General features: G+C 68.3%; 29 protein-coding genes. 5 read left to right on the top strand and 24 right to left on the bottom strand.

Annotated elements, in window-relative coordinates; all coding sequences use genetic code 11:
* Positions 1-6: 6 nt before the first annotated feature.
* The 21 genes from WG903_RS08215 to WG903_RS08115 all read right to left on the bottom strand — a co-directional run bounded on the left by WG903_RS08215 (position 7) and on the right by WG903_RS08115 (position 10,617).
* Positions 7-885, bottom strand: a complete 879-nt coding sequence (locus WG903_RS08215; protein ID WP_340074145.1) for a GNAT family N-acetyltransferase — start codon at positions 883-885, stop codon at positions 7-9.
* Entirely contained in the window at positions 882-1,445 is a 564-nt protein-coding gene (locus WG903_RS08210) for a dihydrofolate reductase family protein (protein ID WP_340074143.1), read from the bottom strand. Before WG903_RS08210 ends, WG903_RS08215 begins: the two co-directional genes overlap by 4 nt.
* The gene (locus WG903_RS08205) at positions 1,442-1,747 is read right to left on the bottom strand and encodes a hypothetical protein (protein WP_340074141.1); all 306 of its coding nucleotides are present in this window, start codon (positions 1,745-1,747) and stop codon (positions 1,442-1,444) included. The genes WG903_RS08210 and WG903_RS08205 overlap by 4 nt, the downstream gene beginning before the upstream one ends.
* Complete coding sequence (locus WG903_RS08200) at positions 1,744-2,196, bottom strand: SRPBCC family protein (protein WP_340074139.1); 453 nt, start codon at positions 2,194-2,196, stop codon at positions 1,744-1,746. The genes WG903_RS08205 and WG903_RS08200 overlap by 4 nt, the downstream gene beginning before the upstream one ends.
* 4 nt (positions 2,197-2,200) lie before the next feature.
* Positions 2,201-2,470: a hypothetical protein gene (locus WG903_RS08195; protein WP_340074137.1), complete on the bottom strand. Its 270-nt coding sequence runs from the start codon at positions 2,468-2,470 to the stop codon at positions 2,201-2,203.
* 13 nt (positions 2,471-2,483) lie between these two features.
* A complete protein-coding gene (locus WG903_RS08190) occupies positions 2,484-2,981 on the bottom strand; it encodes a DUF2059 domain-containing protein (protein ID WP_340074135.1) in 498 nt (165 codons plus the stop codon).
* A gap of 25 nt (positions 2,982-3,006) precedes the next feature.
* Positions 3,007-3,708 (bottom strand): alpha/beta fold hydrolase, encoded by a 702-nt coding sequence (locus tag WG903_RS08185; RefSeq protein WP_340074133.1) that lies wholly within the window; start codon positions 3,706-3,708, stop codon positions 3,007-3,009.
* Between the two features lie 6 nt (positions 3,709-3,714).
* A complete protein-coding gene (locus WG903_RS08180) occupies positions 3,715-4,161 on the bottom strand; it encodes a hypothetical protein (protein ID WP_340074131.1) in 447 nt (148 codons plus the stop codon).
* Position 4,162: 1 nt separating this feature from the next.
* The gene (locus tag WG903_RS08175; RefSeq protein ID WP_340074128.1) at positions 4,163-4,540 is read right to left on the bottom strand and encodes a VOC family protein; all 378 of its coding nucleotides are present in this window, start codon (positions 4,538-4,540) and stop codon (positions 4,163-4,165) included.
* 9 nt (positions 4,541-4,549) lie between these two features.
* Positions 4,550-4,780 (bottom strand): DUF1653 domain-containing protein, encoded by a 231-nt coding sequence (locus WG903_RS08170; protein WP_340074126.1) that lies wholly within the window; start codon positions 4,778-4,780, stop codon positions 4,550-4,552.
* Positions 4,781-4,785: 5 nt separating this feature from the next.
* On the bottom strand, positions 4,786-5,238 hold the full coding sequence (locus WG903_RS08165) for a VOC family protein (protein ID WP_340074124.1): 453 nt from the start codon (positions 5,236-5,238) through the stop codon (positions 4,786-4,788).
* 18 nt (positions 5,239-5,256) lie between these two features.
* Positions 5,257-5,616, bottom strand: coding sequence for a DUF6463 family protein (locus tag WG903_RS08160; RefSeq protein WP_340074122.1), 360 nt, complete (start codon positions 5,614-5,616; stop codon positions 5,257-5,259).
* Between the two features lie 20 nt (positions 5,617-5,636).
* Entirely contained in the window at positions 5,637-5,915 is a 279-nt protein-coding gene (locus tag WG903_RS08155) for a hypothetical protein (RefSeq protein ID WP_340074120.1), read from the bottom strand.
* A gap of 115 nt (positions 5,916-6,030) precedes the next feature.
* A complete protein-coding gene (locus WG903_RS08150; RefSeq protein WP_340074118.1) occupies positions 6,031-6,372 on the bottom strand; it encodes a YciI family protein in 342 nt (113 codons plus the stop codon).
* Positions 6,373-6,441: 69 nt separating this feature from the next.
* Positions 6,442-6,999 (bottom strand): GNAT family N-acetyltransferase, encoded by a 558-nt coding sequence (locus tag WG903_RS08145; protein ID WP_340074116.1) that lies wholly within the window; start codon positions 6,997-6,999, stop codon positions 6,442-6,444.
* A gap of 131 nt (positions 7,000-7,130) precedes the next feature.
* The gene (locus tag WG903_RS08140) at positions 7,131-7,535 is read right to left on the bottom strand and encodes a DUF4345 domain-containing protein (protein ID WP_340074113.1); all 405 of its coding nucleotides are present in this window, start codon (positions 7,533-7,535) and stop codon (positions 7,131-7,133) included.
* Between the two features lie 141 nt (positions 7,536-7,676).
* Entirely contained in the window at positions 7,677-8,012 is a 336-nt protein-coding gene (locus WG903_RS08135) for a hypothetical protein (protein WP_340074111.1), read from the bottom strand.
* Positions 8,013-8,119: 107 nt separating this feature from the next.
* Positions 8,120-9,016, bottom strand: a complete 897-nt coding sequence (locus tag WG903_RS08130) for an alpha/beta hydrolase (RefSeq protein ID WP_340074109.1) — start codon at positions 9,014-9,016, stop codon at positions 8,120-8,122.
* A gap of 130 nt (positions 9,017-9,146) precedes the next feature.
* Complete coding sequence (locus WG903_RS08125; protein ID WP_340074107.1) at positions 9,147-9,581, bottom strand: nuclear transport factor 2 family protein; 435 nt, start codon at positions 9,579-9,581, stop codon at positions 9,147-9,149.
* A gap of 113 nt (positions 9,582-9,694) precedes the next feature.
* Positions 9,695-10,030: a hypothetical protein gene (locus tag WG903_RS08120; protein WP_340074105.1), complete on the bottom strand. Its 336-nt coding sequence runs from the start codon at positions 10,028-10,030 to the stop codon at positions 9,695-9,697.
* A 149-nt stretch (positions 10,031-10,179) separates the two neighbouring features.
* The gene (locus WG903_RS08115) at positions 10,180-10,617 is read right to left on the bottom strand and encodes a MaoC/PaaZ C-terminal domain-containing protein (protein ID WP_340074103.1); all 438 of its coding nucleotides are present in this window, start codon (positions 10,615-10,617) and stop codon (positions 10,180-10,182) included.
* A 79-nt stretch (positions 10,618-10,696) separates the two neighbouring features.
* Here WG903_RS08115 and WG903_RS08110 point away from each other — a divergent pair, with 79 nt between their 5' ends.
* Both WG903_RS08110 and WG903_RS08105 read left to right on the top strand, forming a co-directional pair.
* Positions 10,697-11,206, top strand: coding sequence for a hypothetical protein (locus WG903_RS08110; protein WP_340074101.1), 510 nt, complete (start codon positions 10,697-10,699; stop codon positions 11,204-11,206).
* Positions 11,203-12,024 carry an alpha/beta hydrolase gene (locus WG903_RS08105; protein ID WP_340074099.1) on the top strand — a complete coding sequence of 274 codons (822 nt, stop codon included), beginning with the start codon at positions 11,203-11,205 and terminating at the stop codon, positions 12,022-12,024. Before WG903_RS08110 ends, WG903_RS08105 begins: the two co-directional genes overlap by 4 nt.
* Here WG903_RS08105 and WG903_RS08100 read toward each other — a convergent pair.
* From WG903_RS08100 to murB, 3 genes are all read right to left on the bottom strand, one after another.
* Positions 12,021-15,689: a translocation/assembly module TamB domain-containing protein gene (locus WG903_RS08100; protein ID WP_340074097.1), complete on the bottom strand. Its 3,669-nt coding sequence runs from the start codon at positions 15,687-15,689 to the stop codon at positions 12,021-12,023. The genes WG903_RS08105 and WG903_RS08100 overlap by 4 nt on opposite strands.
* Positions 15,689-17,470: an autotransporter assembly complex protein TamA gene (locus tag WG903_RS08095; RefSeq protein ID WP_340074095.1), complete on the bottom strand. Its 1,782-nt coding sequence runs from the start codon at positions 17,468-17,470 to the stop codon at positions 15,689-15,691. The genes WG903_RS08100 and WG903_RS08095 overlap by 1 nt, the downstream gene beginning before the upstream one ends.
* Before the next feature lie 135 nt (positions 17,471-17,605).
* Positions 17,606-18,646, bottom strand: coding sequence for a UDP-N-acetylmuramate dehydrogenase (gene murB / locus WG903_RS08090; protein WP_340074093.1), 1,041 nt, complete (start codon positions 18,644-18,646; stop codon positions 17,606-17,608).
* Between the two features lie 31 nt (positions 18,647-18,677).
* Here murB and WG903_RS08085 point away from each other — a divergent pair, with 31 nt between their 5' ends.
* The 3 genes from WG903_RS08085 to WG903_RS08075 are packed head-to-tail and all read left to right on the top strand — an operon-like array spanning position 18,678 to position 21,410.
* Entirely contained in the window at positions 18,678-19,163 is a 486-nt protein-coding gene (locus WG903_RS08085) for a YajQ family cyclic di-GMP-binding protein (protein WP_340074091.1), read from the top strand.
* A 4-nt stretch (positions 19,164-19,167) separates the two neighbouring features.
* Positions 19,168-19,809, top strand: a complete 642-nt coding sequence (locus WG903_RS08080) for a retropepsin-like aspartic protease family protein (protein WP_340074089.1) — start codon at positions 19,168-19,170, stop codon at positions 19,807-19,809.
* Positions 19,809-21,410, top strand: a complete 1,602-nt coding sequence (locus WG903_RS08075; protein ID WP_340074087.1) for an MFS transporter — start codon at positions 19,809-19,811, stop codon at positions 21,408-21,410. Before WG903_RS08080 ends, WG903_RS08075 begins: the two co-directional genes overlap by 1 nt.
* Positions 21,411-21,413: the final 3 nt, after the last annotated feature.

The following is a 21,413-nucleotide window of genomic DNA, read 5'->3' as shown; positions in this document are numbered from 1 at the left end:
CGCGGATTATTGCTGCTGGGCCTGCGCCTGCAGCATCGCCGCCATCTTCTGGTGGATGACGTTCACGCCCTGCAGCGGGCGCAGCAGCACCTTGAAGTCGACGACCTGCCCCGCCTCGTTCCAGCGGATCATGTCCACGCCGTTGACGTAGGTGCCGTCCACGGTCAGCTCGAACTCGAGCACCGCGTCGCGCGGGCCCACGACCTCTCGCACGTAGCGGAAAGTCGGGTTGTAGAAGACCTCAAAGGCGGCGCCCAGGTACATGCAGGTCTTGGCCTTGCCCGCCTGCGGCGTGTGCACCACCGGCGAGTGGAAGACGCAGTCGGGCGCGATGAGGTCCGCGAGGCCGCGGACGTTGCGGGTGGCCAGCAGTTCGTGCCAGCGGGCGATGGCGGGTGGGTGCATGGGTGACTCCTGCATCGAGACGCGCTTGTCAGCATAGCTCACGCGCTGCGAGCCCACCTCGCGGAAGCCGAAGCGGGCGTGGAAGCGCGCGGAGACGGGGTTGGGCGGGTCGACATCGAATTCGCACACCACGCGCGCGCTGCCCCGAGACCGCGCGAAAGCGAACAGGTCCTCGTACAGCAGTGCGCCCAGCCGCCGGCCGCGATGCCGCTCGTCCACCGCGATGCGGTCGATGTAGACGAAATCGGCGTAGCGCGCCGCGAACCAGCGGTAGTTCTCGCTGTCGTAGGCCGAACCGGGCGCGAAGGCCAGCAGGAAAGCCGCGACCTCGCCGTCGACTTCCGCCACGCGCAGGTAGGCGGCTTGCGATGCCAGCACGTCCAGCCGCTCGCGCGTCATGCGGCTCATGAAGTGCTCGGACTCGAGGTTGAGCCGCACGATCGCGTCGAAGTCGCGCGGCGTGGCGTCGCGGACGGTCACGGCGCCTTCCGCGGCACTTCGTAGCGCAGCTCGGCGAAGCCCGGCCCCACGCGCGTGGCGGAGACGAGCTGGAGCGCGTCGGCGCCAGCGATTCGCCGCGGCAGCAGCGGCTTGCCCTTGCCCAAGGTGACGGAGCCCACCTGCGCGATGATTTCGTCGAGCAGGCCGGCGTCGTGGAACTGGCCCACCAGGTCGCCGCCACCCACGAGCCAGATGTTCCTGCCTTGCGCCGCTGCCTGCATCTGCGCGTGCACCGGCCGCACGTCCCCGCGCACGAAGCGGATGTCCGCACCCGGCACGGGCTTGAGCACGCGGCCGGAGAACACCCAGGTGGGCTGCGTGTACGGCCACTGGCCCGGCTGCGCCGTGTGCAGGCGCACCACGTGGCGCAGCATCCACTCGTAGGTGGCCGAGCCCATGGCCAGCGCACCGACGCCGGTGATGAACTGCGGGTAGCTGGTTTCGTTGAGGTCGCCGAGCGGGAACAGCCATTCGAGCGAATCGTCCTCGGTGGCGATGAAGCCGTCGAGCGTGCAGGCGGTGTAGTACTGGGTCTTCATCGGCGCGCAGCGAAATATACGGCGGCGGCAATCGCCCAAGTAAGCATCAGTGAGACGGCCCACCAGCCGCCGACCTTGCCGGGGCGCACGGCCATCGCGAAATGCGCGAGCATCGCGGCGCTGGCGGCCAGCAGCACCCAGCCCATGATGTCGGCCGACGTGCCGGTGCCGGTCTGCAGGCCGCTGCCCTTGGTCGGGAAGGTGATCGAGTGGTTCCACAGGGCGTAGACGCCCGCCGCGCCGAAACCGACGGCGCCGAGCAGCGACATGACGATCGCGGCGCGGCGGTCCTCGTCCTTCATGGCTGCACGTTGTGCACCTCGGCCTGGAGGCGGTCGAGGTTCTGCTCGTTGGCGGGCAGCACGAACGCCGCGACCTTGTCGCGATGCTCCGCCGTGTCGAACACCTGCCGCCAGCCCACGCGCGTGCCCTCGCCTTCGCGCGCCAGCGTGATCGTCAGCAGGAAGTGGTGGCCGCCGTCGGGCGACAGGTGCTCGATCACCACGCGCTGCGGCTCGACGACGTCGAGGAAGACGTACTCGTTCGGGTAGTCCTTGCCGTCGGGGCCGTGCAGGTCCACGCGCCACAGGCCGCCGGGGCGGAAGTCGAACTCATGGAAGGTGCTGCTGAAACCCGCGGGCCCGAACCAGCGCGTGAGGTGCGTCGGGTCGGCAATGGCCTTGAACACGCGCGCGGGCGGCGCGTCAATCAGCCGGGAGTGGACGCATTCGCGATCGGCGGTGGCGGCCATGCGATCACTTCCCCTGGTCGGCGACGAACACCATGCCGAACGCGCCCCAGGACAGCGTGCGCTCGCCCGCGGTGGTGTACGAGGCGACGCCCAGCGAGTGGTAGCTGGACGCGAAAGCCGCCAGCGAACCGAGGCCCAGCGCGCCGGCGATCGGGCTGCGCTGCGCGATCGTGTCCTTGATCTTCTGGCGGTGGCGCTCGGGCGACGGGTTCAGCACGAAGGCCAGCGCCAAGAGCGCGGCGAGGACGACGACGGTGGTGGCGGCGCGCTTCATGGCAGGCGGCCGGCTAGCGGGCTTGCGCCGCCTCGCGGATGGCGTCTTCCAGCATCCTCGTCATGCGCGGCATCAGCGTGACCATCCGCTGCTGGCTGAGCGCCGCGGAGCGCTGGATGATGAGCGGCATCTTGGCCAGCAGCGAGCGGCCCGCTGGCGACTGGTAGAAGGCGATCATCGCCTCGACCTCTTCCTGCTCGAAGGTCTCCTGGTAGATGCGCACGAAATCCGGCTTCATCGACGCCCAGCCGTACTCGTCCTTCATCAGCTTCATGAACTTCGGCGGCAGCGAGTCCATCACCCGCTGCTGCTCGGGCGTCAGCCTTTGCTGGCCGACGGCCTGCTGCATGGACTGCCGCATGATCTGTTCCATCGCCACGTAGAAGGAATCCATCGTGGCTTCGACGTTGGAGGCGACGAGCAGGCGTTCGATGGATTCGGCGGTGGCCGGCGCGGCTTGGGCCTGCAGGGCGGCCAGGAAGAAAAACAGGGCTGTAACGAGTTTTCGCACGAGTGAGTCTCCGGGGCAGCCGCGATTATTGCTCCAGCCATTGCACCAATTCCCGCGTGACGACCCCGGGCTGGTCCAGTGTCGACCCATGGCCGCACTGCGGAACCTCGACGAGCCGTGCACCGGCAATCAGCCCCGCGATTTCGCGTGCGCGCTCGGGCGGCGTCAACGGATCCAGCTCGCCGACCACGACGAGCGTCGGCACGGCGACGCGGGCGAGGCTGGGACGCGAATCGATGCGGGCGATGATCGCCTCGAGGTGCCTGCAGTAGGCATCGGCGCCCGTCGTCAGCGCCATGCGGCGCCACACCTGCTGAAGCTGCGGGTCGTTCCAGACCGCGGGGCGCAGGAAGGCGCCCAGGGTCTGTTCGAACACCGCTTCGAACTCGCCTGCCTTCGTGCGCGCGATGAGCGTACGGCGGAATTCAGATTGCTCCGGCGTGTCGGGCCGGGCCGAGGTATCGAGCAGCGCGAGCTTCGTCACGCGCGCCGGCGCCTGCCGCATGATTTCCATGCTGATGTAGCCGCCCATCGACAGCCCCGCGAGCGCGAAGCGCGGTGGCGCCGAAGCCAGGATGGCGGAAGCAATTTCGGCGATCGTGTCGCCCTGCAGCGTCGATGCGATGTGCACCGGGCCGTGAGGCCAGAGCGCGGGGACCTGCGGCGCAAACAGCTCGGCGGCGCACAACAGGCCGGGGACGAGGACGATGGGGGTTTGCGAAGCCATCGCTGTTTACTTGACCGTGACGCCCGCAGCCCACTGAACCTTGAAGGAGATCGAGCGCTTGGCGTGGTCGACGTCCTTCTTGCCGATGCCGATCTCGACCGAGTCGCCCGCGCGGAAGCCGTCGAACGCCGGCCCGTCGTTCACGGCGGCGAGAGTGTCCCTGGACAACTCCAGCAGCCCGGACTTCGGCCATGGCGCGAAGTACTGGCGCTCCTTGATCACGACGTGCACGGCGTCGGGCTTGAGGTTGGGGTAGCCCGCGTGGGTGAAGTCGAATTTGCGCGCATCGAGCCGCAGCGATGCCGCGGGCGCGACGACGTAGCCCTGCGCCTGCGCGCCTTCGCGCTGGACGACCTGGTTGTGGCCGGCATCGACGACGATCGTCGGCACGGGTGCAGCGGCGAGCACCGCCGTGCAGGCGAGAGCAGCAAGGAATGCGAAGAGCTTTTGCATGTCAGGCGCCCGGTGCGTGGCAAACCGCTTCGAGGTTGTGCCCGTCAGGGCCGATGACGAAAGCCGCATAGTAGTTGGCGTGGTACTTCGGGCGCAGGCCCGGCGCCCCATTGTCCCGGGCGCCTGCTTCCAGCGCCGCGCGATAGAAGGCATCGACCTGCGCGCGCGTGGGGGCCTGGAAGGCAATGTGCAGGTGCGCCGGCTTCTCTTCGGTCTGGAACAGGCACAACGACACCGTGCCGCCCGGCTGGCACAGCTCGATGCCGTAGGTGGGCTCGCCCTCCGCGACGACGGCGGCGCCGAGCGGCGCGAGCGCGCGGATGTAGAACGCCTTGCTGGCGGCGAAGTCGGTGACACCGAACTTGACGTGGTCGAACATGCGGCGGTTTCAGTCGATGCGGGTGAAGCGGGGCAGCCATTGTCCCGCCACTTCGACCTTCCCGAAAAACATGCCGTGCGGCCGCACCCACAGGCCCGAGGCGTTGTACAGCGGGCGATAGACGACCAGCGGCTCCAGCGTCTCGCTGTGGCGCGCCGCGCCGATCACCTCGTATTCGCCGCCCTTGTAGTGGCGGTAGCGGCCGGGCGGGGTTTCGGGCAGGGGCGGGAGGTCGCTCATAGGATTCAAGGGGCGCTTCGCTGCGCCAGTTCCTGCGCAAGCCCGATGAGGATGCCTTCCGGGCCGCGGATGTAGCAGAGACGGTAGACGTCCTGGTAATCGACCACTTCGCCAACCAGCGTTGCGCCGCGCTTGCGCAGCCGCACGAGCGTGTCGTCGATGTCGCTGACCGTGAACATGACGCGAAGGTAGCCGAGCGCGTTCACCGGCGCGTTGCGGTGGTCGGCGGCCACCGGCGGCGCGAGGAAGCGCGACAGCTCCAGCCGCGAGTGACCGTCCGGCGTGCGCATCATGGCGATCTCGACACGCATGTTCTTCAGCCCGGTGACGCCGTCCGCCCAGGCGCCTTCGATCGGGGCGCGCCCTTCGAGCGACAGGCCCAGTTCGGTGAAGAACGCGATGGCGGCGTCGAGGTTCTCGACCACGATGCCGATGTTGTCCATGCGCTTGACCGTCATGCGCGTGCGCTCAGATGCTCAGATGAAGCCATAGCTGGCCGCGACGATCGACGACGAGATCAGCAGGCCCACCACGAAGGGAGATTTGGGAAGCGCGACCACGCCCACGACCGAAATGGCGAGCAGGTACGCGCCGACGAGGCGAAAGAGCCCGAGGTCGCCGGCATGGGCCGCGTGCAGGGCAACTTGTCCGGAGAGCATCAGCAACGGCCCGAACATCGTGAACCAGAAAGCTGTCCGCCGGACCTCCGGGGAGCCGAACTGGCCCACCACGCCCGCGGATAGGCCTTCGAGCAGGGGGACGCGAAACTTGGCGAAGGCATACACGATGTGCCCCACCCCGAGTGCGAAGAGGAGCCAGGCAAGTGTTGTGGTCATGGGCGCTGCGACTGCATGACTCACTTGGGGTCAGCCACTCCGCCATGACCCGCGCAACCCGATGCACCCTTGGCCGTATGGCGACCGTCCGCACAACGAGTGATGACCGCCTGCCGGACCTTGCGACCGGTTTTCTTGACGTCGCGACCGGCTTGGCGCACTTCCTTTCCTGCCTCGCGCTTGGTTTGCACGGCCTCTGCTTTCGCTTCACGTGCCTTGTCGCCAACGGACTCTTCTGCGGCACGCGCGGCGGGCACAAGGGCAAGAAGCAGTGCGATGCCTGCGATGATCGTTCTCATGGCTTTCCTTTCAGGAGGGTCGAGGAATTGTGGGGCCTGGGAGGGTCCATTCTCGTCACTTCGCCCGAAGGCGTGGCGCTCTCATGAAACAGGCCGAACAACAGCCTCGCGCTGGTCAGCTGTCGGGGTCGTAGTGGAACTCCCGCAGTTCCTGCGAGCAGCGGCAGGCCTGGGCGAGCTTCGCCGCCCAATGGACGGCAGCTTCGCGCGACGGGAGCTCCAGGATGCAAAGGCCGCCATCGAACTCGCGGGTCTGCGGGTAGGTTCCTTTCGTGACCGTACCGTCGCCGGCGACCATCACCGGCGCGGCCCCGTCGTTGATCCCGCCGCCGAACACGTAGACACCCGCGGCCTTTGCCTCGAGGACGACCGCGCGCGCGGCTTCGCCAACGGCGGCAAAGTCCTCAGGGGGGACGTTCATCGCCGGTGCGGGGAAGGAGATCAGGTACTTGGTCATCGACTGTCCTGCGATCTGGCTACCGTAGAGTGGACCGGCAGCCGGGGAATGCGGAGCGCTGCACGCGGGTCATTCGAGCGCAATCCGAAAGCGCAAGCCGGGGACACCGCCGTACTGCGGCGGCTTCGTGAAGCGCTCGACGAGAAACCCGCCGTTGGCTTGGATCACTTTCTGCGACGGCAGGTTGTCCGGGTCGGTGGTGATCTCCACAAAAGGCAGGCCGATTGCCTTCGCTTCGGGCAACATCACCTGCAACGCGCGAGTGGCATACCCCAATCCCCGCTTCCATGGCACGACAGCGTAGCCAATGTGGCCCAGGGAGTACGGCGGCAGGGATGTCGAGCCTGCTTTCCAGCGAAGCCCGATGCTCCCGCAGAACTCCCCATCCCAGATCCATCGCCGAAAGGAAGGAAGGCGCTCCACCTTCGATCCGTCCGGAAGCGTGACCGGTGGCCCCTTCGCCTCCGGGTCGACCAGGGAACTGAGGAATGCCGAGGCGTCGGCATTGATCTTCGCCAGCTCCTCGCGGGCGGCGACTTCACCCCGAAGATTGTCAGCCGACCAGCCGCGTTCCAAGGCAGCGACGTAGCTCCCCAGATACTCGAGTGACGGTGACACGAGTTGCATGCGCCTCTTTATCGCCTAACGTTTGACATGAGGGCCATGCAACAGCAGGCGAAGCCTGATGTTGCATCCCCCCTCGATGGAACAGTTAGGCAGCGCCGCCTCGGCCAGCAAGGATGAGGGCAGCTCGGACCTCACACCGACACTTCAGCAGAGGGGCGCACAAGCCTTGCGTGCCACGCGATGAAGGCCGGTGCGCCAAGCACTTCCAAGACGGTGAAGAGCACGAACGGAAGTGGGGGTGCTCCGACAAGCAGCATGGACAGTAGGCGGCCAATGCCTCCGAGGAAGATCATGACCCACACCGCCCTGAACAGCGCCACTTGAGTTTCGAGACGCGGTATGAGCCAGTAGACCGCAACGCCCAGGCCGAGCCATACGCCACCAAAGAACCGAAGGTTGCTGTCCAGCAGCGCGTTCTCAGGAAGGCGCAAGCTCGAATAGATGGGGTCGTGGACGCCAAGCATGGTCGCCAAGCCGGTGAGTACCGGCACCGCTCCAAGAACAGCGGTGAGGGATTTGAGGGTACGTAGGGACATGGCTGGTGATGTGCTGCCTAACGTCGGAGTTGACCGGCGCGCGAGGAATAGAAGCGCGCCTTGCCGCGCGAACGCCCTTGGGCGTCCGCGTCGAACAACTTGTTAGGTGGCACCGGCGAGCATGCAAACTGGCCCGAACAATCAGACGAAGCCATCTCGCGACCACACGATGTTCTTGAGGTTCCGATCAAAGAATGGTGCAAAGATTGAGAGCAGGGCGATCGGCCCGCTGTCAATGATTGGCCCGTGCACGGTGGCCTGCGGGATAAAGATAAGGTCCCCCGCACCTACGCGCCGCACCTCGTCCCCAACCCGGATGTGAATGGCATCTCCAGTATCCGAGAGGATCGAAACGTTCGCAGTGACCTTCTCTCCGTCAAAAATGAAGGAGCGCTTAATCGGATCGTTCGCTGTCGCAGGGTCCGTTGACAGGGACTTCAATGCCTCTTTCAGATTCACAAAGCGATCGCTATGCATGTCGACTCCTCGGAGAGGGCGCTGCGCAAATTTTGCCACCTAACGTTCGAAATGAGCAGCACCCACAAGCAGGCGAGGCCCGCTTGTGGCTGTCCGCTCGATGGGGGTTAGACGGCATCTCGCTCGCGCTCCATCGCCTCGCGCAGGAGCCACCCGGCCCTGGCAACAGCTCGCCTGCCCTCCGCGAGCAGCTGGTGGTAGGTCGGCCAAATGTGAAACATCGTAGGCCAGACCTCGAGATGCACGCTCACGTCAGCCAAGCCCGCGGCGCGAGTAAGCGCGATCGCATCATCCAGCAAGCATTCCGTCGCGCCCACGAAGATGATGAGCGGCGCGATGCCGCTGAGATCGGCGAAGACGGGTGACGCGAGGGGGGTCTCTCTCGGCCGCTCTCCAAGGTACTGCTCGGCCAGGAACTGCATGATGTCGCGGCTAAGGACCGGATCTCGCTTGGCGTTGACGTTGTAACTTTCCGACGTCGCTCGCATATCCACCCAAGGTGAGAACAGAAGCGCGCAAGCTGGCTGTTGCATGCCCAGTTCCTTCAGACGCACGAGTAAGGCCGCAGCCAGGCCAGCCCCCGCGCTATCGCCGACGACAGCGACCTGATCGGCCCGGAAGCCGGAATCCGCCACGAATCTGTACCCGCAAACCGCGTCGTCAAGTGCATGCGGGAACGGAAACTCGGGAGCGAGCCTGTAGTCGAGCGCGAGCGTTCGCATCGCCGCTGCGCGGCCCACCTCGCTCACGAGGTGCCGGTGGCTCTTGAGCGAGCCCCAGACGTACCCTCCGCCGTGTAGATACAGGATGACTTTGTCGGAACTCGCATCCGGCGTTGACGTCCACTCAGCGCTTACACCGTATGCGTCCACCTGTTCGACAGCAACGTCCCCCGCCAGCGGGAAGCGGTCCCCCTGGGCTTCGTAAGCTTCCCGACGTTGCTCATTGGAGAGGGAAGTGGGCCGCGCACGAAGCATTGCTTCCAATCGTTCGAGCTCAGTCATGGGAGAAACCTCTCTGCAGACGGACTCACTGGGCTGCCGCATCCGTGGTAATGATGACGTCTAACGTTCGACATGAGCGGCGGTTGGAGGCGGGCGAAGCCTGCCGGAGACCGTCCGCTCGATGTAGAGGTTAGGGCGCATCGGAACCTTTGGGCATGGGCTGCGCGGCCAGGTGCGCCGGCCAGGATTCCGGAAGCGGTGGCAGGCTCGTCTCCCAGAGGGGCACGATGCGACATAGGCGGCCGTCCGGTGCGATCTCCGACACCGTCTCGCCGCGCACTACCACTGAACCATCTCGCCGGACGATTGCGTTTGCGGAGCGCACGATGTTCTCGAACGTCATGAGCCCACTCGCCAACACGAACCGACAATCTGGGTAGTTTCTGTGGAAGCCCGCGATCTTCCCTGAGATCGCCACATACCCGGCGTAAACCTCGCTGTGACCCCAGATTGCGCAATCCGGCGTAAGGCACTGAGCGAGCAGTTCACCGCGGCGGATTGGATCGTGCTCAGCGAAGGCCTCAAAGTAGACCTCCAGTACTCCGAGCAATTTGGCGGTGTCCATCGACGTAGCCCTCAGTGTCGGAGTATGCGGTCTAACGTAGAAGTGACCGGCGGCCAAGGAATCCCGAGCGCCGCAGGCGTGCGCGTCCTTGGGCGTCCGTGTCGAATGCCTGGTCAGGCAGCATGTTCACCTTGCCTCCGCTTCTGGCGTTGCATCACATACGCGGTAACGCCTGCCAAGAAGACCAGCCCCGCGACGGATCCGCATGCGGCCCATACCGCCCACCAGGCGTCTCGGAAATGGGCTGCCAATCCCACCAAGACCGCGACCACCCAAGGTCCCGGTGACACGAACATGACCGCGACGACTGCAGCGATGCTACGAGTGCCGTCTTTGCCAGGTTTCGCTTGGGCCCAAATTGCAACCAGCCACTGGAGAATCCACGTGACCGCCTTGACGGTGACGAAATAACTCGCCACAAAAGCCAGCGTCGCCTGGAGGTAGTGCATCGATGCTGCCTAACGGGATATAGCCCGCAAACCTGCGGAACAACAGCTCGCCCTGCGGTCCATCACGTCCCCCTTTGCGCTTCCGTACCTCTTTTATATCAGTGCATGCCCCTCGGGCGACCTTCCTCGCCGATCGCGGTATGCCAAGCCTACCCCTGCCCCCGGCGCGCCACCACGATCGTCGACCGCAACCGCGCAATCTCCGTCCCCGCCTGCGTCTTCAGCAGCGAATCGAAGATCGCGATGCCGCGGTCGGGTTTCGATTTCGACGGCCGCTTCTCCAGGCACGTGGAGGTCTTGGAGATGCGGTCCCCGGGCCGCGCGGGGTTCAGCAGGTCGAACTCGTGGCGCGCGGCGGCGATCACGGCCAGGGGCTTCTGGTAGCGCATCAGCCAGGCCGCCACGGCCATGATGTGGCACGCCGACGCAGTGATGCCGCCCATCGGCGTGCGGCGCGCGGCTTCCGGGTCCACGTGGAAAGGCTGCGGGTCCCATTCGCTGGCGAAGCGGATGATGTCCTCCTCGCGCAGCTCGAACTCGCCCACCGTGTGGGCCACGCCCACCTCGAGGTCTTCGAAGTACTCCATCGGCACCTCCTCGCTCGCAACGCCGCCAGTGTGGACCAACGGCGTTGAGCCGTCACCCCCGCGCTGCCAGAATGCGCCCGTGGCCAAGATCCTCCTGCAGATCGCCGGCGCCCTGGTGGCGGCGGTGCTGGTCGCCTGGGGCCTGACGCGCGCCATGCACATCGGCGTCGCGATCGTGTTCGCCGCGCCCGTGTTCGCGGCGCTCGCGGCGCGGCCCATCATCGACTTCATCGCCGAGATGAACTACCAGGGCAAGGCCGCGGCGCTGGCCGACGTGCAGGGCCGCTACTGGTCGCACCGCGGCACGCGCATCGACATCGCCGAGGACGACGACGACGCGCGCTGGCTGCTCACGTCGCACGTGCGCAAGGTCGTGCCGGGCCTGCCGCGCGACGAAGTGCTGCTCAAGCAATTCGGCGAGCGCTCGGGCGCGGTCGAGGGCTTCGACGGCTTTCGCATCCGCGCCGACGCGCTGGCCGAGTTCCTGCAGAAATCCACCGACACGCCTTCGCTCAAGTTCCGCACCTGGCTGGATCGCACGGTGCTGGGCGGCTCGGTCAACCCGCGCTCGGGCGGCAGCCGCGCATGAACCGCACCCTTCGCTTGCTCCTCGTGTTCCTCGCCCTCGCCACCGTCGCCGCCGCGGGCTTCTTCGCGCTGCTCTGGTCGCAGCAGGAAAAGCTGCTGTTCTACCCGTCGCCGCTGGCGGCCGACTACAAGCTGGCCGCCGAGCCCGACGTGCACGAGCTCACCGTGGAAGTGCCCGGCGCGCGGCTGTCGGTGCTGCACCTGCAGCTGCCCAACCCGAAGGGCGTGGTGTTCTTCCTGCACGGCAACGCGGGCAACCTGGCGGGCTGGTTCACCAACACGGCGTTCTACCGCGAGGCCAACTTCGACCTGGTCATGCCCGACTACCGCGGCTACGGCAAGAGCACCGGCCGCATCGAAAGCGAGGAGCAGCTGCTCGCCGACGTGGCCGCGGTGTGGAAGCAGCTGGGCCCGCGCTTCGCCGGCAAGAAGGTCGTCATCTACGGCCGCTCGCTCGGCACCGCGCTGGCGGCGCAGTTGTCGTCCGATCTCACCGCGCAGGGCCGGCCTGCGGACCTCACGGTGCTCGTCACGCCGTACAGCAGCATCCGCGAGCTGGCGTCGGAGATCTATCCCTTCGTGCCCGCGGCGATGCTGCGCTACCCGCTGGAGACGGCGCGGCGCGCGTCCGGCATCCACGGGCCCATCGTGCTGTACCACGGCGACCGCGACGAGCTGATCCCGCTGCGCCACAGCGAGCGGCTGGCTTCCGTGTTGCCGAATGCGCAGCTGGTGAAGGTGCCCGGCGCCGCGCACAACGACATCCACGCCTTCCCCGAGTACCGCCAGCACCTGCTGGCCGCGCTGCGCGCACTCTAGTCGAACTCGAAGGTGTAGATCAGGTCCAGCGCCGTGCGCTCGCCCGCCTGCCCGCGCAGCGTGAGCTTGCGCGTGACGTCGTAGAAGATGTACAGCGTGCCGATGGCGCCCGACAGGCTGCGCTCGTACGCCGCGTAGAAGTTGCGCGAGAAGCGCTTGCCCAAAGTGAGCGACGGGCCTTCGCTGCCTTCGCGGCGGAACGACAGCTCGTCCAGCCCCAGCGACGCCGCGATGCCCTGCTTGCCGCCGCCCGAGCGGCTGGCCAGCAGCGCCAGCGCCGCCTGTTGCACCAGCGCCGATTCGGCGCCGGTGGCCGGCGCGGGCCGGCCCGTCACCAGCCATGCGAGCTTCTCGGCGTCGGGAAGGTCGGGCTCGGAATACAGCCGCACGAAGGGCGCCAGCGCGTTGCCGCTCACCTGCACGCCCACGCGCTGCGTGATGTTGGGCCGCACGGCCAGGATGTCCAGCGCCGGGTTGTCCGGCGCGCCGGTGAATCGGATGATGCCGCGCTCGATGTCCAGCCGCTGCCCGTAGGCGCGGTACTCGCCGCCGCGCGCGCGGATCACGCCGGTGATGCGCGGGTTGGCCAGCGACTGCGCCGCCAGCGCCACCGTGCCGCGCAGCCGCGTGTCCACGCCCATGCCTTGCACGCGGAAGTCGTCGCCCATGTCCACGTCGATGGCCACCTGCAATTTGTCCTCGGGCTTCTTCGCCGCTTCCTCGGCGGCCTTGGCTTCCTTCTTGGTGATCGGCGCCGCGGCGTTGCGCACGACGATGTCGTCGCCCAGCTTGGGCGCGGCCTGGTCGGGCAGCACGATCAGCGCCTGGTCGATGTGCAATTTGCCGTTCACCACCGTGCCGCTGGCGTCCTTGCGCGCGGTGACGTTGCCCGACACGGTCACCTGCCGGTCGCTGCGGATGCTGGCGCGCAGCTTCGTCAGCTCGGCGGTCAAGGTGGCTTGCGGGCCGGTGGCGGTCCACACACCCTCGCCCTTTGCATTCAAGCTGCCGCCGTTCGGGCCGCTGCCGTGCAGCAGGAACTCGTCGAGCAGCACGCGCCGGCCTTCGAGGTGGGCGCGCAGTTTTCCGCCTTGCATCTCGATGCCGTCCACCACCGAGCGCAGCGCCAGGTCGTCCGCCGCCAGCGTGCCGTTGGCCTGCGGGTCGGCCTTGGTGCCCGCGATGCTCACGTTGGCCTGCAGCGATCCGCGCAGGCGCCAGCCGGGTGGCGCCAGCAGCGACCACACGCCGATGCGCGGCAGCTGCGCGCGCAGCTGGCCGTTCAGCGGTGCGTTGTCGGGCCATTGCCAGCCGGTGGCGCCGCCGCGCGACAGGCGTGTGGCCAGGCGCCCTTCGGCCGTGCCGCCGTGCTCGCTGTCCCAGCGCAGCGTCGCGGTGACGGCGTCGCCGCTGGTCTCGACGGCGATCCGCGCCTCGCGCACGCCGGCCGGCACGCGCACGCTGCGGCCTTCGGCGTTCTCGGCCAGCACGGTCACATCGCCGCTGGCACGCGCCAGCGAGGCGCGGATGTGCGGCGTGGCGCCCAGGCGCGCATCCCATTGCGCGTCGAACATCATGTCCCCGGTGACGGCCGAGCCCGACAGCTGCGGCCCGCCGAAGAGTTCGATCCACCCCAGCGGCAGCCCGCTGATGCGCCCCGCCGTCTGCAGCTCGCCGCCGCCGAAACGCACCGGCTCCCACGCCAGTTGCGCCGGCGCGTCTTTCGCGCGCGGCGACTTCAGCGATGCCTGCCCCGCGCCCGCTTCGAAGCGGCCTGCAGCCCAGCGCCAGTCGACTGCACGTTGCAACGCCAGGGCCCATGCGCTCGGCCCGAGGCTCGGGTCGATGAACACCGCGTTCATTTGCGCCAGTTGTCCTTGCCAGCGCTCGCCCTTGCGGCCGCCGTGGCCGGCCACGTCGACGTCCACGCGCCGCTGCGCCTGCTCCGCGCGCGCGTGCAACTGCAGCTGCGCATCGGCCAGGCGCCCGTTCACCGACGCGGTGGCGTCGCGCACGGTCCACGCGTCGGGGCCGGCCAGCGTGACCTGCGGCGCTTCGATGCGCGCCTGCACCACGGGGTCGTCCCAGCCGCCTTGCCACGCAATGCGCGCCGTGCCTCGGCCCGCCGCCACCTGCGCGCCGATGCCGTCGGGGATGCCGGGCCAGCGCGCCAGCCACTTCAGCGCCTGCGCCAGGTCGTTGGCGCGCACGTCGATCGTGCCGCCGCCGCTGCGCTGCGCAACCTTGCCTTCGGCGCGCGCGTTCAGGCCCGGCGCCTCGATGGTCGCCTTGCCGCTGCCCGACTTCGTCTTCGGCGTGAAGTCGCCCGATGCGACGACGGTGGCGTTCGCCATGCGCACGTCCAGCGTCGGCAGGGCCAGCGTCTCGCCGTTCCAGCGGCCCTTGGCGACGGCCGAACGGATCTCCAGCTGCGCGATGTCCTTCTGCCTGGGCGTGCCCGAGGACTTGAGGTCGACGCTGAAGTCGACCACCGCGCCCTCGCCTTTCAGTTGCGCGGTACCTGCGATCGGCAGGTGCGCCATCGCGGTGTGCAGCGCGCCGGGGTCCACGCCCGCCAGCTTGCCTTCCATCGCCCACGCGCCGCTGGTGCGCCACTGGCCGCTGGCGTCCACGGTGCCGCCGCCGGCACGCGCATGCAGCTGGCGGATGTCGGCGACGCCGGCCATGCGCCACTGGAGCGCGGCGTTCACCTTTTCCACGGGCAGCTTGCGCTGGTCCCACGGCCCCGCGGCGGCGTTCGTCGCATCGACCACCACGTCCCACGCATCCTTGCCGGCGGGCTTCACGTCGAGCTTGCCCGACAGCTGCGTCATCGGCGCCTGCGCCCACAGCGCGCCCGCGTCGAGCCGCTGGAACTCGGCCTGCACCTGCGGCACCGGCTGCGCCTGCCACGGCATGACGGTCAGGGCGGCTTTTGCGCTGGTGCCCGCCGTCGCGGTGTTGGGCGTGCCTTCCAGCTGCACGCGCGCCTTCATCTCGGCCAGCGGCCCTTCCACCGCCACGCCGATGGCCAGCGGCGCGGTTGCCTTCGAGCCCGGCACGGCCGCCGCGAACTTGCCTTGCAGCTTGGCCTCCACCGGCATGCGGCCGATCGCCACCACCGAGCCTTCGCCGGAGAACTCGCCCTGCATCCACTTCAGGCCGGCGAGCTTCACGTTGTGCCGGCCGGCGTCGTAGCTGTACGCGCCCGCGATGTCGGTTGCTTCGACCGACTGCGTGCCCGTCACGTATTCGAGCTTGCCCACGCGCACGTCGTCCACTTCCACGCGCACGGGCAAGGCGAGCGACACGGGGATGACCTTCGGTTTCGGCGGGCTCTTGTCCTCGATGCGCAGGCGCGCGGCGTGCAGGCGATTCAGCAGCACCGTGGTGCGCGCAATGGCCAGGGGCTGCCAGGCCAGCTCGGCGTCGAAGGCCTCGACCTTCAGGCCGTCCTTCTCCCACGCGATGCGCTTGGCCTTCAGCCCCGTGCGCAGCGAACCTTCCACGCCTTCGGCCTGGATGGTCTGCGATTCAGCGATGCGCGCCAGCGTCCAGTCCAGCGACGACTGCGTGCCCGCCCACCACCACAGGCCGATGGCGGTGAGCACCAGCACGACGAGCAGCGTGGCGATGACGAGGGCGATGACCTTCAGCGCGCGCATCAGAAGGTCATCCCGATGCTGAAGTGCAGGCGCAACTTCTTCGGCTTGAAGCCGTACGCCAACGCGCCCTCCAGCGGCCCCAGCGGGCTCTTGTAGCGAACGCCCACGCCCGCGCCGTACACGGGCCGCAGGTTGTGCACGCGGTCGGCCACCGCGCCGGTGTCCACGAACGTCACGCCTTCGAAATTCGTCTCCACGCCGGCGCGGCGGATCGGCTTTTGCCATTCGATGCTGGCCACCGCTTCGTAGCGGCCCGGCGCGACGATGCCGTTGCGGTCCACGCCGATCTCGCGGTAGCCGTAGCCGCGCACCGTCGTGTCGCCGCCGGTGCGGAACATCTGCGTGGACGGCACGCGCGCGTCGGGCTTCGCGATCACCGCGCCCGCTTCCGCGCGCAGTTGCAGGCGGCCATCCGGCAAGGGGCGGATGCCCAGCCAGCGCACCACCGTGCGCGAGAACGGGCTCTTGCTGCCGTTCAGCGTGATGCCGCCGCCCAGTTCCGTCGCCAGGCCGTAGCCGCGCGTGGGGTAAGGCATGCGGTCGAAGTAGCGGCCGGTCCACACGTAGTTGACGCTCACCGCTTCGCCGTCGCCGTTGTCGGGGATGGACGCCGTCGACACGCCGGGCGACGCCTGCACCGTCGCGCGTTCGTACTGCACGTACACGTTGCGCTCGATGTGGCCGCCGGCCCAGGTCTGGCCCACGCGGTAGCGCTGCGCGTGCGTCAGCAGCGTGCCGTCGTCGGTGCGCTCGGCGCGCGCCAGCACGCCCCAGCGCCAGCCGCTCTCGCGCGGGATGGCTTTCATTTCGGCTTCGATGAAGGGCGCCTTGCGCTCCAGCTGCGCCTTGGCCACCGCCTGCCAGCCGATGCCGGGCACGCGGTTGTTGCGGTATTCCAGCGACAGCCGCGCGCCGCTGTCGGTGGACACGCCGGGGCCGAACACGATGCGGTGCAGTTCGGCCTCGCGCACCGTCACTTCCACCGGTGCGGCCTTGGGGTCGCCTTGGGGGTCGACATAGATGAACGCCGTGTCGAAGTAGCCGCTGCCCGTCAGGCGCAGTTGCGCCTGCACGATCTCGTCCTGGTCGTAGACGGTGCCGGGCGCCAGGCGGGCCAGGCGCGGGACGAGCACGGGGTCGTAGCGGCGCATGCCGGTGACCTGCATCGCGCCGAGGCGGAACAAGGGGCCCGAGTCCAGCCGCAGGCCGAGGTTCGCGGTGGCCGTTGCGGCGTCCACGTCGGCCAGGCTGTAGCTGATGCGCCCCGCCGGGTAGCGGCGCTGGATCATCTGCCGCAGCGCGTGCGTCTTGGCATCGTCCCAGTCTTCCTGCGTGAACGCGTGGCCGCGCGGCAGGCGCCAGCCGCGCTCGATCTCGTCGCGCTGCGCCAGGTTTTCCTTGTCGGCGGATTCGGCGATGGCGCCTTCGAATTCGATCTTCGTGTCGGCCGCGTGCGTCAGGCGGCCGGGCTCCACCTCCACCACGATCACGGGCTTGCCGGTGCCCGCGCCTTCGCGGCGCACGACGATCTTCGGGTCGAAGTAGCCCTGGGTCGCCACCAGCTCACGCGCGTTGCGTTCGGCGGATGAGACCAGGCGCGCGAGTTCGGCGTCGTCCAGGTCGGCCACCTCGCGGTAGCGGCGCAGCTCCATGTCGCGCTCCAGCAGGCGCTTGAGCTCGCGCGGCGCGCGCACGTCGATGGTGAAGGACGGGCCTTGCGCCTCCTGCGCGTGTGCCGCCGCGAAGAAAGCAACAAGGAAGAGGAAGCAGGCAAGACGCATGGCGAACCCGCAACTATGGCCGAGGCTCAAGCTCTGCAGCGTAGGAAAGCGCCTTGTCGTCCCGGCGCAGGCCGGGACCCAGTGGCTTCGGGGACGCCGGAAGTCACTGGACCCCGGCCTGCGCCGGGGTGACATCTAGACAACGACCGGCTCCGGCTCCAGCCGGATGCCGAAGCGCTCGTACACGCTGGTCTGGATGGCCCGCGCCAGCGTCACCACCTCGCCGCCGGTGGCGCCGCCGCGGTTGACCAGCACCAGCGCCTGCTTCTCGTACACGCCCGCGTTGCCCACCGACTTGCCCTTCCAGCCGCAGGCGTCGATCAGCCAGCCGGCCGCCAGTTTCACGGTGCCGTCGGGCATGGGGTAGTGCACGATGTTCGGCTCGCGCGCGATGATGTCCTGGCACTGCTCGGGCGTGACCGTCGGGTTCTTGAAGAAGCTGCCGGCGTTGCCGATCACCTTGGGGTCGGGCAGCTTGCCCGAGCGGATCTGGCACACCCAGTCGTAGATCTGCTTCGGCGTGGGCTCGGCGATGCCCGTCTCCTTGATCTTGCGCTGCAGGTCCAGGTAGTCGAGCACCGGCTTCCACGGCTTGGGCAGCAGGTAGCGCACCCGCAGGACGAGCGCGCGGCCGGCCAGGCCGAAGTCGCCCTCCTTCGCCGCGTAGTGCTTGAACACCGAGTCCCGGTAGCGGAAGGCGCACTGCCCCGCATCCAGCGTGAAGACCTGGCCCGTGTGCAGGTCGATCGCGTCGAGCGACTCGAAGCGGTCCTGCAGCTCGACGCCGTAGGCGCCCACGTTCTGCACGGGCGTGGCGCCCACGGTGCCGGGGATCAGCGCCAGGTTCTCCAGGCCGGGAAAGCCCTGCTCGAGCGTCCACGTCACGAACTCGTGCCAGTTCTCGCCGGCGCCCGCCTCGATCACCGTGCCGCGCGCGGTGTCCGACAGCACGCGCTTGCCGGCCACCTCGACCTTGAGAACCAGCGGCTTGACGTCGCCGGTGAGCACGATGTTGCTGCCACCGCCCAGCACGAACTTGGGCTCGTCGTGCAGCTTCGGTTCGCGCAGCACGGCGCGCACGTCGTCCTCGGAACGCACGCGCACCAGCGCCCGCGCCTTGGCGACGATGCCGAAGCTGTTGTGCGCCGCCAGCGAAACGTTGGGCTCCACGATCATGGGAGAATTGTCGCATTAGGGGAAAAGCGCCATGCCGTCATTCGACACCGTCTGCGAACCCAACATGGTCGAGGTCCGCAATGCCGTGGACAACACCGCCAAGGAGATCGCCACGCGCTTCGACTTCAAGGGCACCGCGGCGGGCATCGAACTGGCCGACAAGGAGGTCACCCTCTTCGGCGACGCCGACTTCCAGCTGAACCAGGTCTTCGACATCCTGGTGGCCAAGATGGTCAAGCGCGGCGTGGACGTGCGCTTCCTCGACAAGGGCGACGTGCAGAAGATGGGCGGCGACAAGGTCAAGCAGGTGCTGAAGGTGCGCACCGGCATCGAGAGCGACCTGGCCAAGAAGATCCAGAAGCTCGTGAAGGACAGCAAGCTGAAGGTGCAGGCGCAGATCCAGGGCGACGCGGTCCGCATCCAGGGCGCCAAGCGCGACGAGCTTCAGTCGGCCATCGCGCTGATCCGCAAGGAGGTGACGGACGTGCCGCTCACCTTCAACAACTTCCGCGACTGAGGCGATGAAGCGCCTCGCCTGCGTCCTTCTCGCGGCTTTCGCGGCCGGCGCGTTTGCGCAGGCCGTGGCGCTGCAGGGCACGATGGGCACCAAGGCGCTGCTGATCGTCGACGGCTCCTCGCCGACACTGGTTGCGCCCGGCGAAACGTTCCGGGGCGTCAAGGTGCTGTCGACCACCCGCGAAACGGCGACCGTCGAGGCCGACGGCCAGCGCTTCACGCTGCGCGTGGGCGATTCGCAGGCCAGCGTGGGCGCGGGCGGCGTGGCGCAAGGCGCCGGCAGCCGCATCGTGCTGTCCGTCGGCAGCGGCGGCCACTTCGTCACGCCGGGCCTCATCAACGGCCAGCAGGTGCGCTTCATGGTCGACACCGGCGCCACGTCCATCGGCATGAGCGAGACCGAGGCCAAGCGCCTGGGCATCGCCTACCAGCAAGGGCAGATGATCCAGGGCCGCACCGCCAACGGGCCGGTGACGATGTGGACCGTCAAGCTCGCCACCGTGCGCATCGGCGACGTGGAGGTGCGCGACATCGACGCGTCCGTGGTCCCCGCCAACATGCCTTACATCCTGCTGGGCAACAGCTTCCTGTCGCGCTTCTCGATGCGCAAGGAAGCCGACACCATGGTGCTGGAGCGGCGCTACTGATGCCCGAAACCGTCGTGGCCGCGACGGCCGCACAGGAATCGCAATCCGCCCTCGCGCCGCTGCGCCTGCCGGTGTTCCGCATGCTGTGGTTCACCTGGCTTGCCGCCAACACCACGATGTGGATGAACGACGTGGCGTCGGCGTGGCTGATGACGTCGATCGCGCCCTCGCCGCTGTGGGTGGCGCTGGTGCAATCGGCGTCCACCCTGCCCGTGTTCCTGCTGGGGCTGCCCAGCGGCGCCTTCGCCGACATCCTCGACCGCCGCCGCTACTTCATGGCCACGCAGTTCTGGGTGGCGGGCGTGTCCATCGTCACCGCGGCGCTGGTGCTCACCGGCACGATGAACGCGCCGCTGCTGCTGGCCCTCACCTTCCTCAACGGCATCGGCCTGGCCATGCGCTGGCCGGTGTTCGCCGCCATCGTGCCCGAGCTCGTGCCGCGCGGGCAGCTGCCGTCGGCGCTGGCGCTCAACGGCGTGGCGATGAACTCGTCGCGGATCATCGGCCCGCTGCTGGCCGGTGCGCTGATCGCGGGCGCGGGCAGCGGCTGGGTCTTCCTGCTCAACGCGCTGCTGTCGATCGTCGCGGGCTTCGTCATCATGCGCTGGCGGCGCGAGCACCGCGAAAGCCCGCTGGGGCGCGAGCGCCTGTCCAGCGCCATCCGCGTCGGCGTGCAGTACGTGTGGCAGTCGGGCCGCATCCGCGCCATCCTGCTGCGCATCGCCCTGTTCTTCCTGCACTCAACGGCGCTGCTCGCGCTGCTGCCGCTGATCGCGCGCAGCCTGCCCGGCGGCGCGGCGGGCACCTTCACCATCCTGTTGGCCGCCATGGGCGCGGGGGCGATCACCAGCGCGCTGTCGATGCAGCGCGTGCGGCGCGTGATGCAATTGCAGGCCATCGTCTTCGCCGGCACGGCGCTGCAGGCCGCCGCGGCGATCGTCGTGGCCTTCGCGCCGAGCATCTACGTCGCCGTCCCGGGCATGTTCGTCGCCGGGGGCGCGTGGCTGGCGGTGGCCAACTCGCTGACGGTCGCTACGCAGATGGCGTTGCCCGACTGGGTGCGCGCGCGCGGCATGTCCATCTACCAGATGGCGTTGATGGGCTCGACCGCCGCCGGCGCCGCCTTGTGGGGCCAGGTGGCGACGTGGACCAACATCCACGACGCGGTGCTCATCGCTGCCCTGTCGAGCACGGTGCTGATGTTCGCCGCGCAGCGCCTGGTGATCGACCGCGGCATCGAGGAGGACCTCTCGCCCTCGGACGCCATCAAGGCGCCGCACGCCGAGGCGCCGCCGCGCACGGGCCGGATCCTGGTGCAGATCGAATACCGCATCGACCCGGCGCGCACCGAGGAATTCCTGCAGGTGATGCAGGAAAGCCGCCGCAGCCGCATGAGCCAGGGCGCGCTGGACTGGCAGGTGGTGCGCGACCTGTACGACCCCGCGCGCATCGTCGAGCACATCGTCGACGAATCGTGGACCGAGCACCTGCGCCGCTTCGACCGCGTGACGCAGTCCGACGTGGCGCTGCGCGACCGCAAGCTGTCCTTCCACGTCGGCGACGCGCCACCGGTGGTGACGCGGTACCTGATCGAGAGGTAGGCG

The organism is Ramlibacter sp. PS4R-6 (genome assembly GCF_037572775.1).
Classification (GTDB): domain Bacteria; phylum Pseudomonadota; class Gammaproteobacteria; order Burkholderiales; family Burkholderiaceae_C; genus Ramlibacter.
This window is presented reverse-complemented; position numbering and strand designations above follow the sequence as displayed.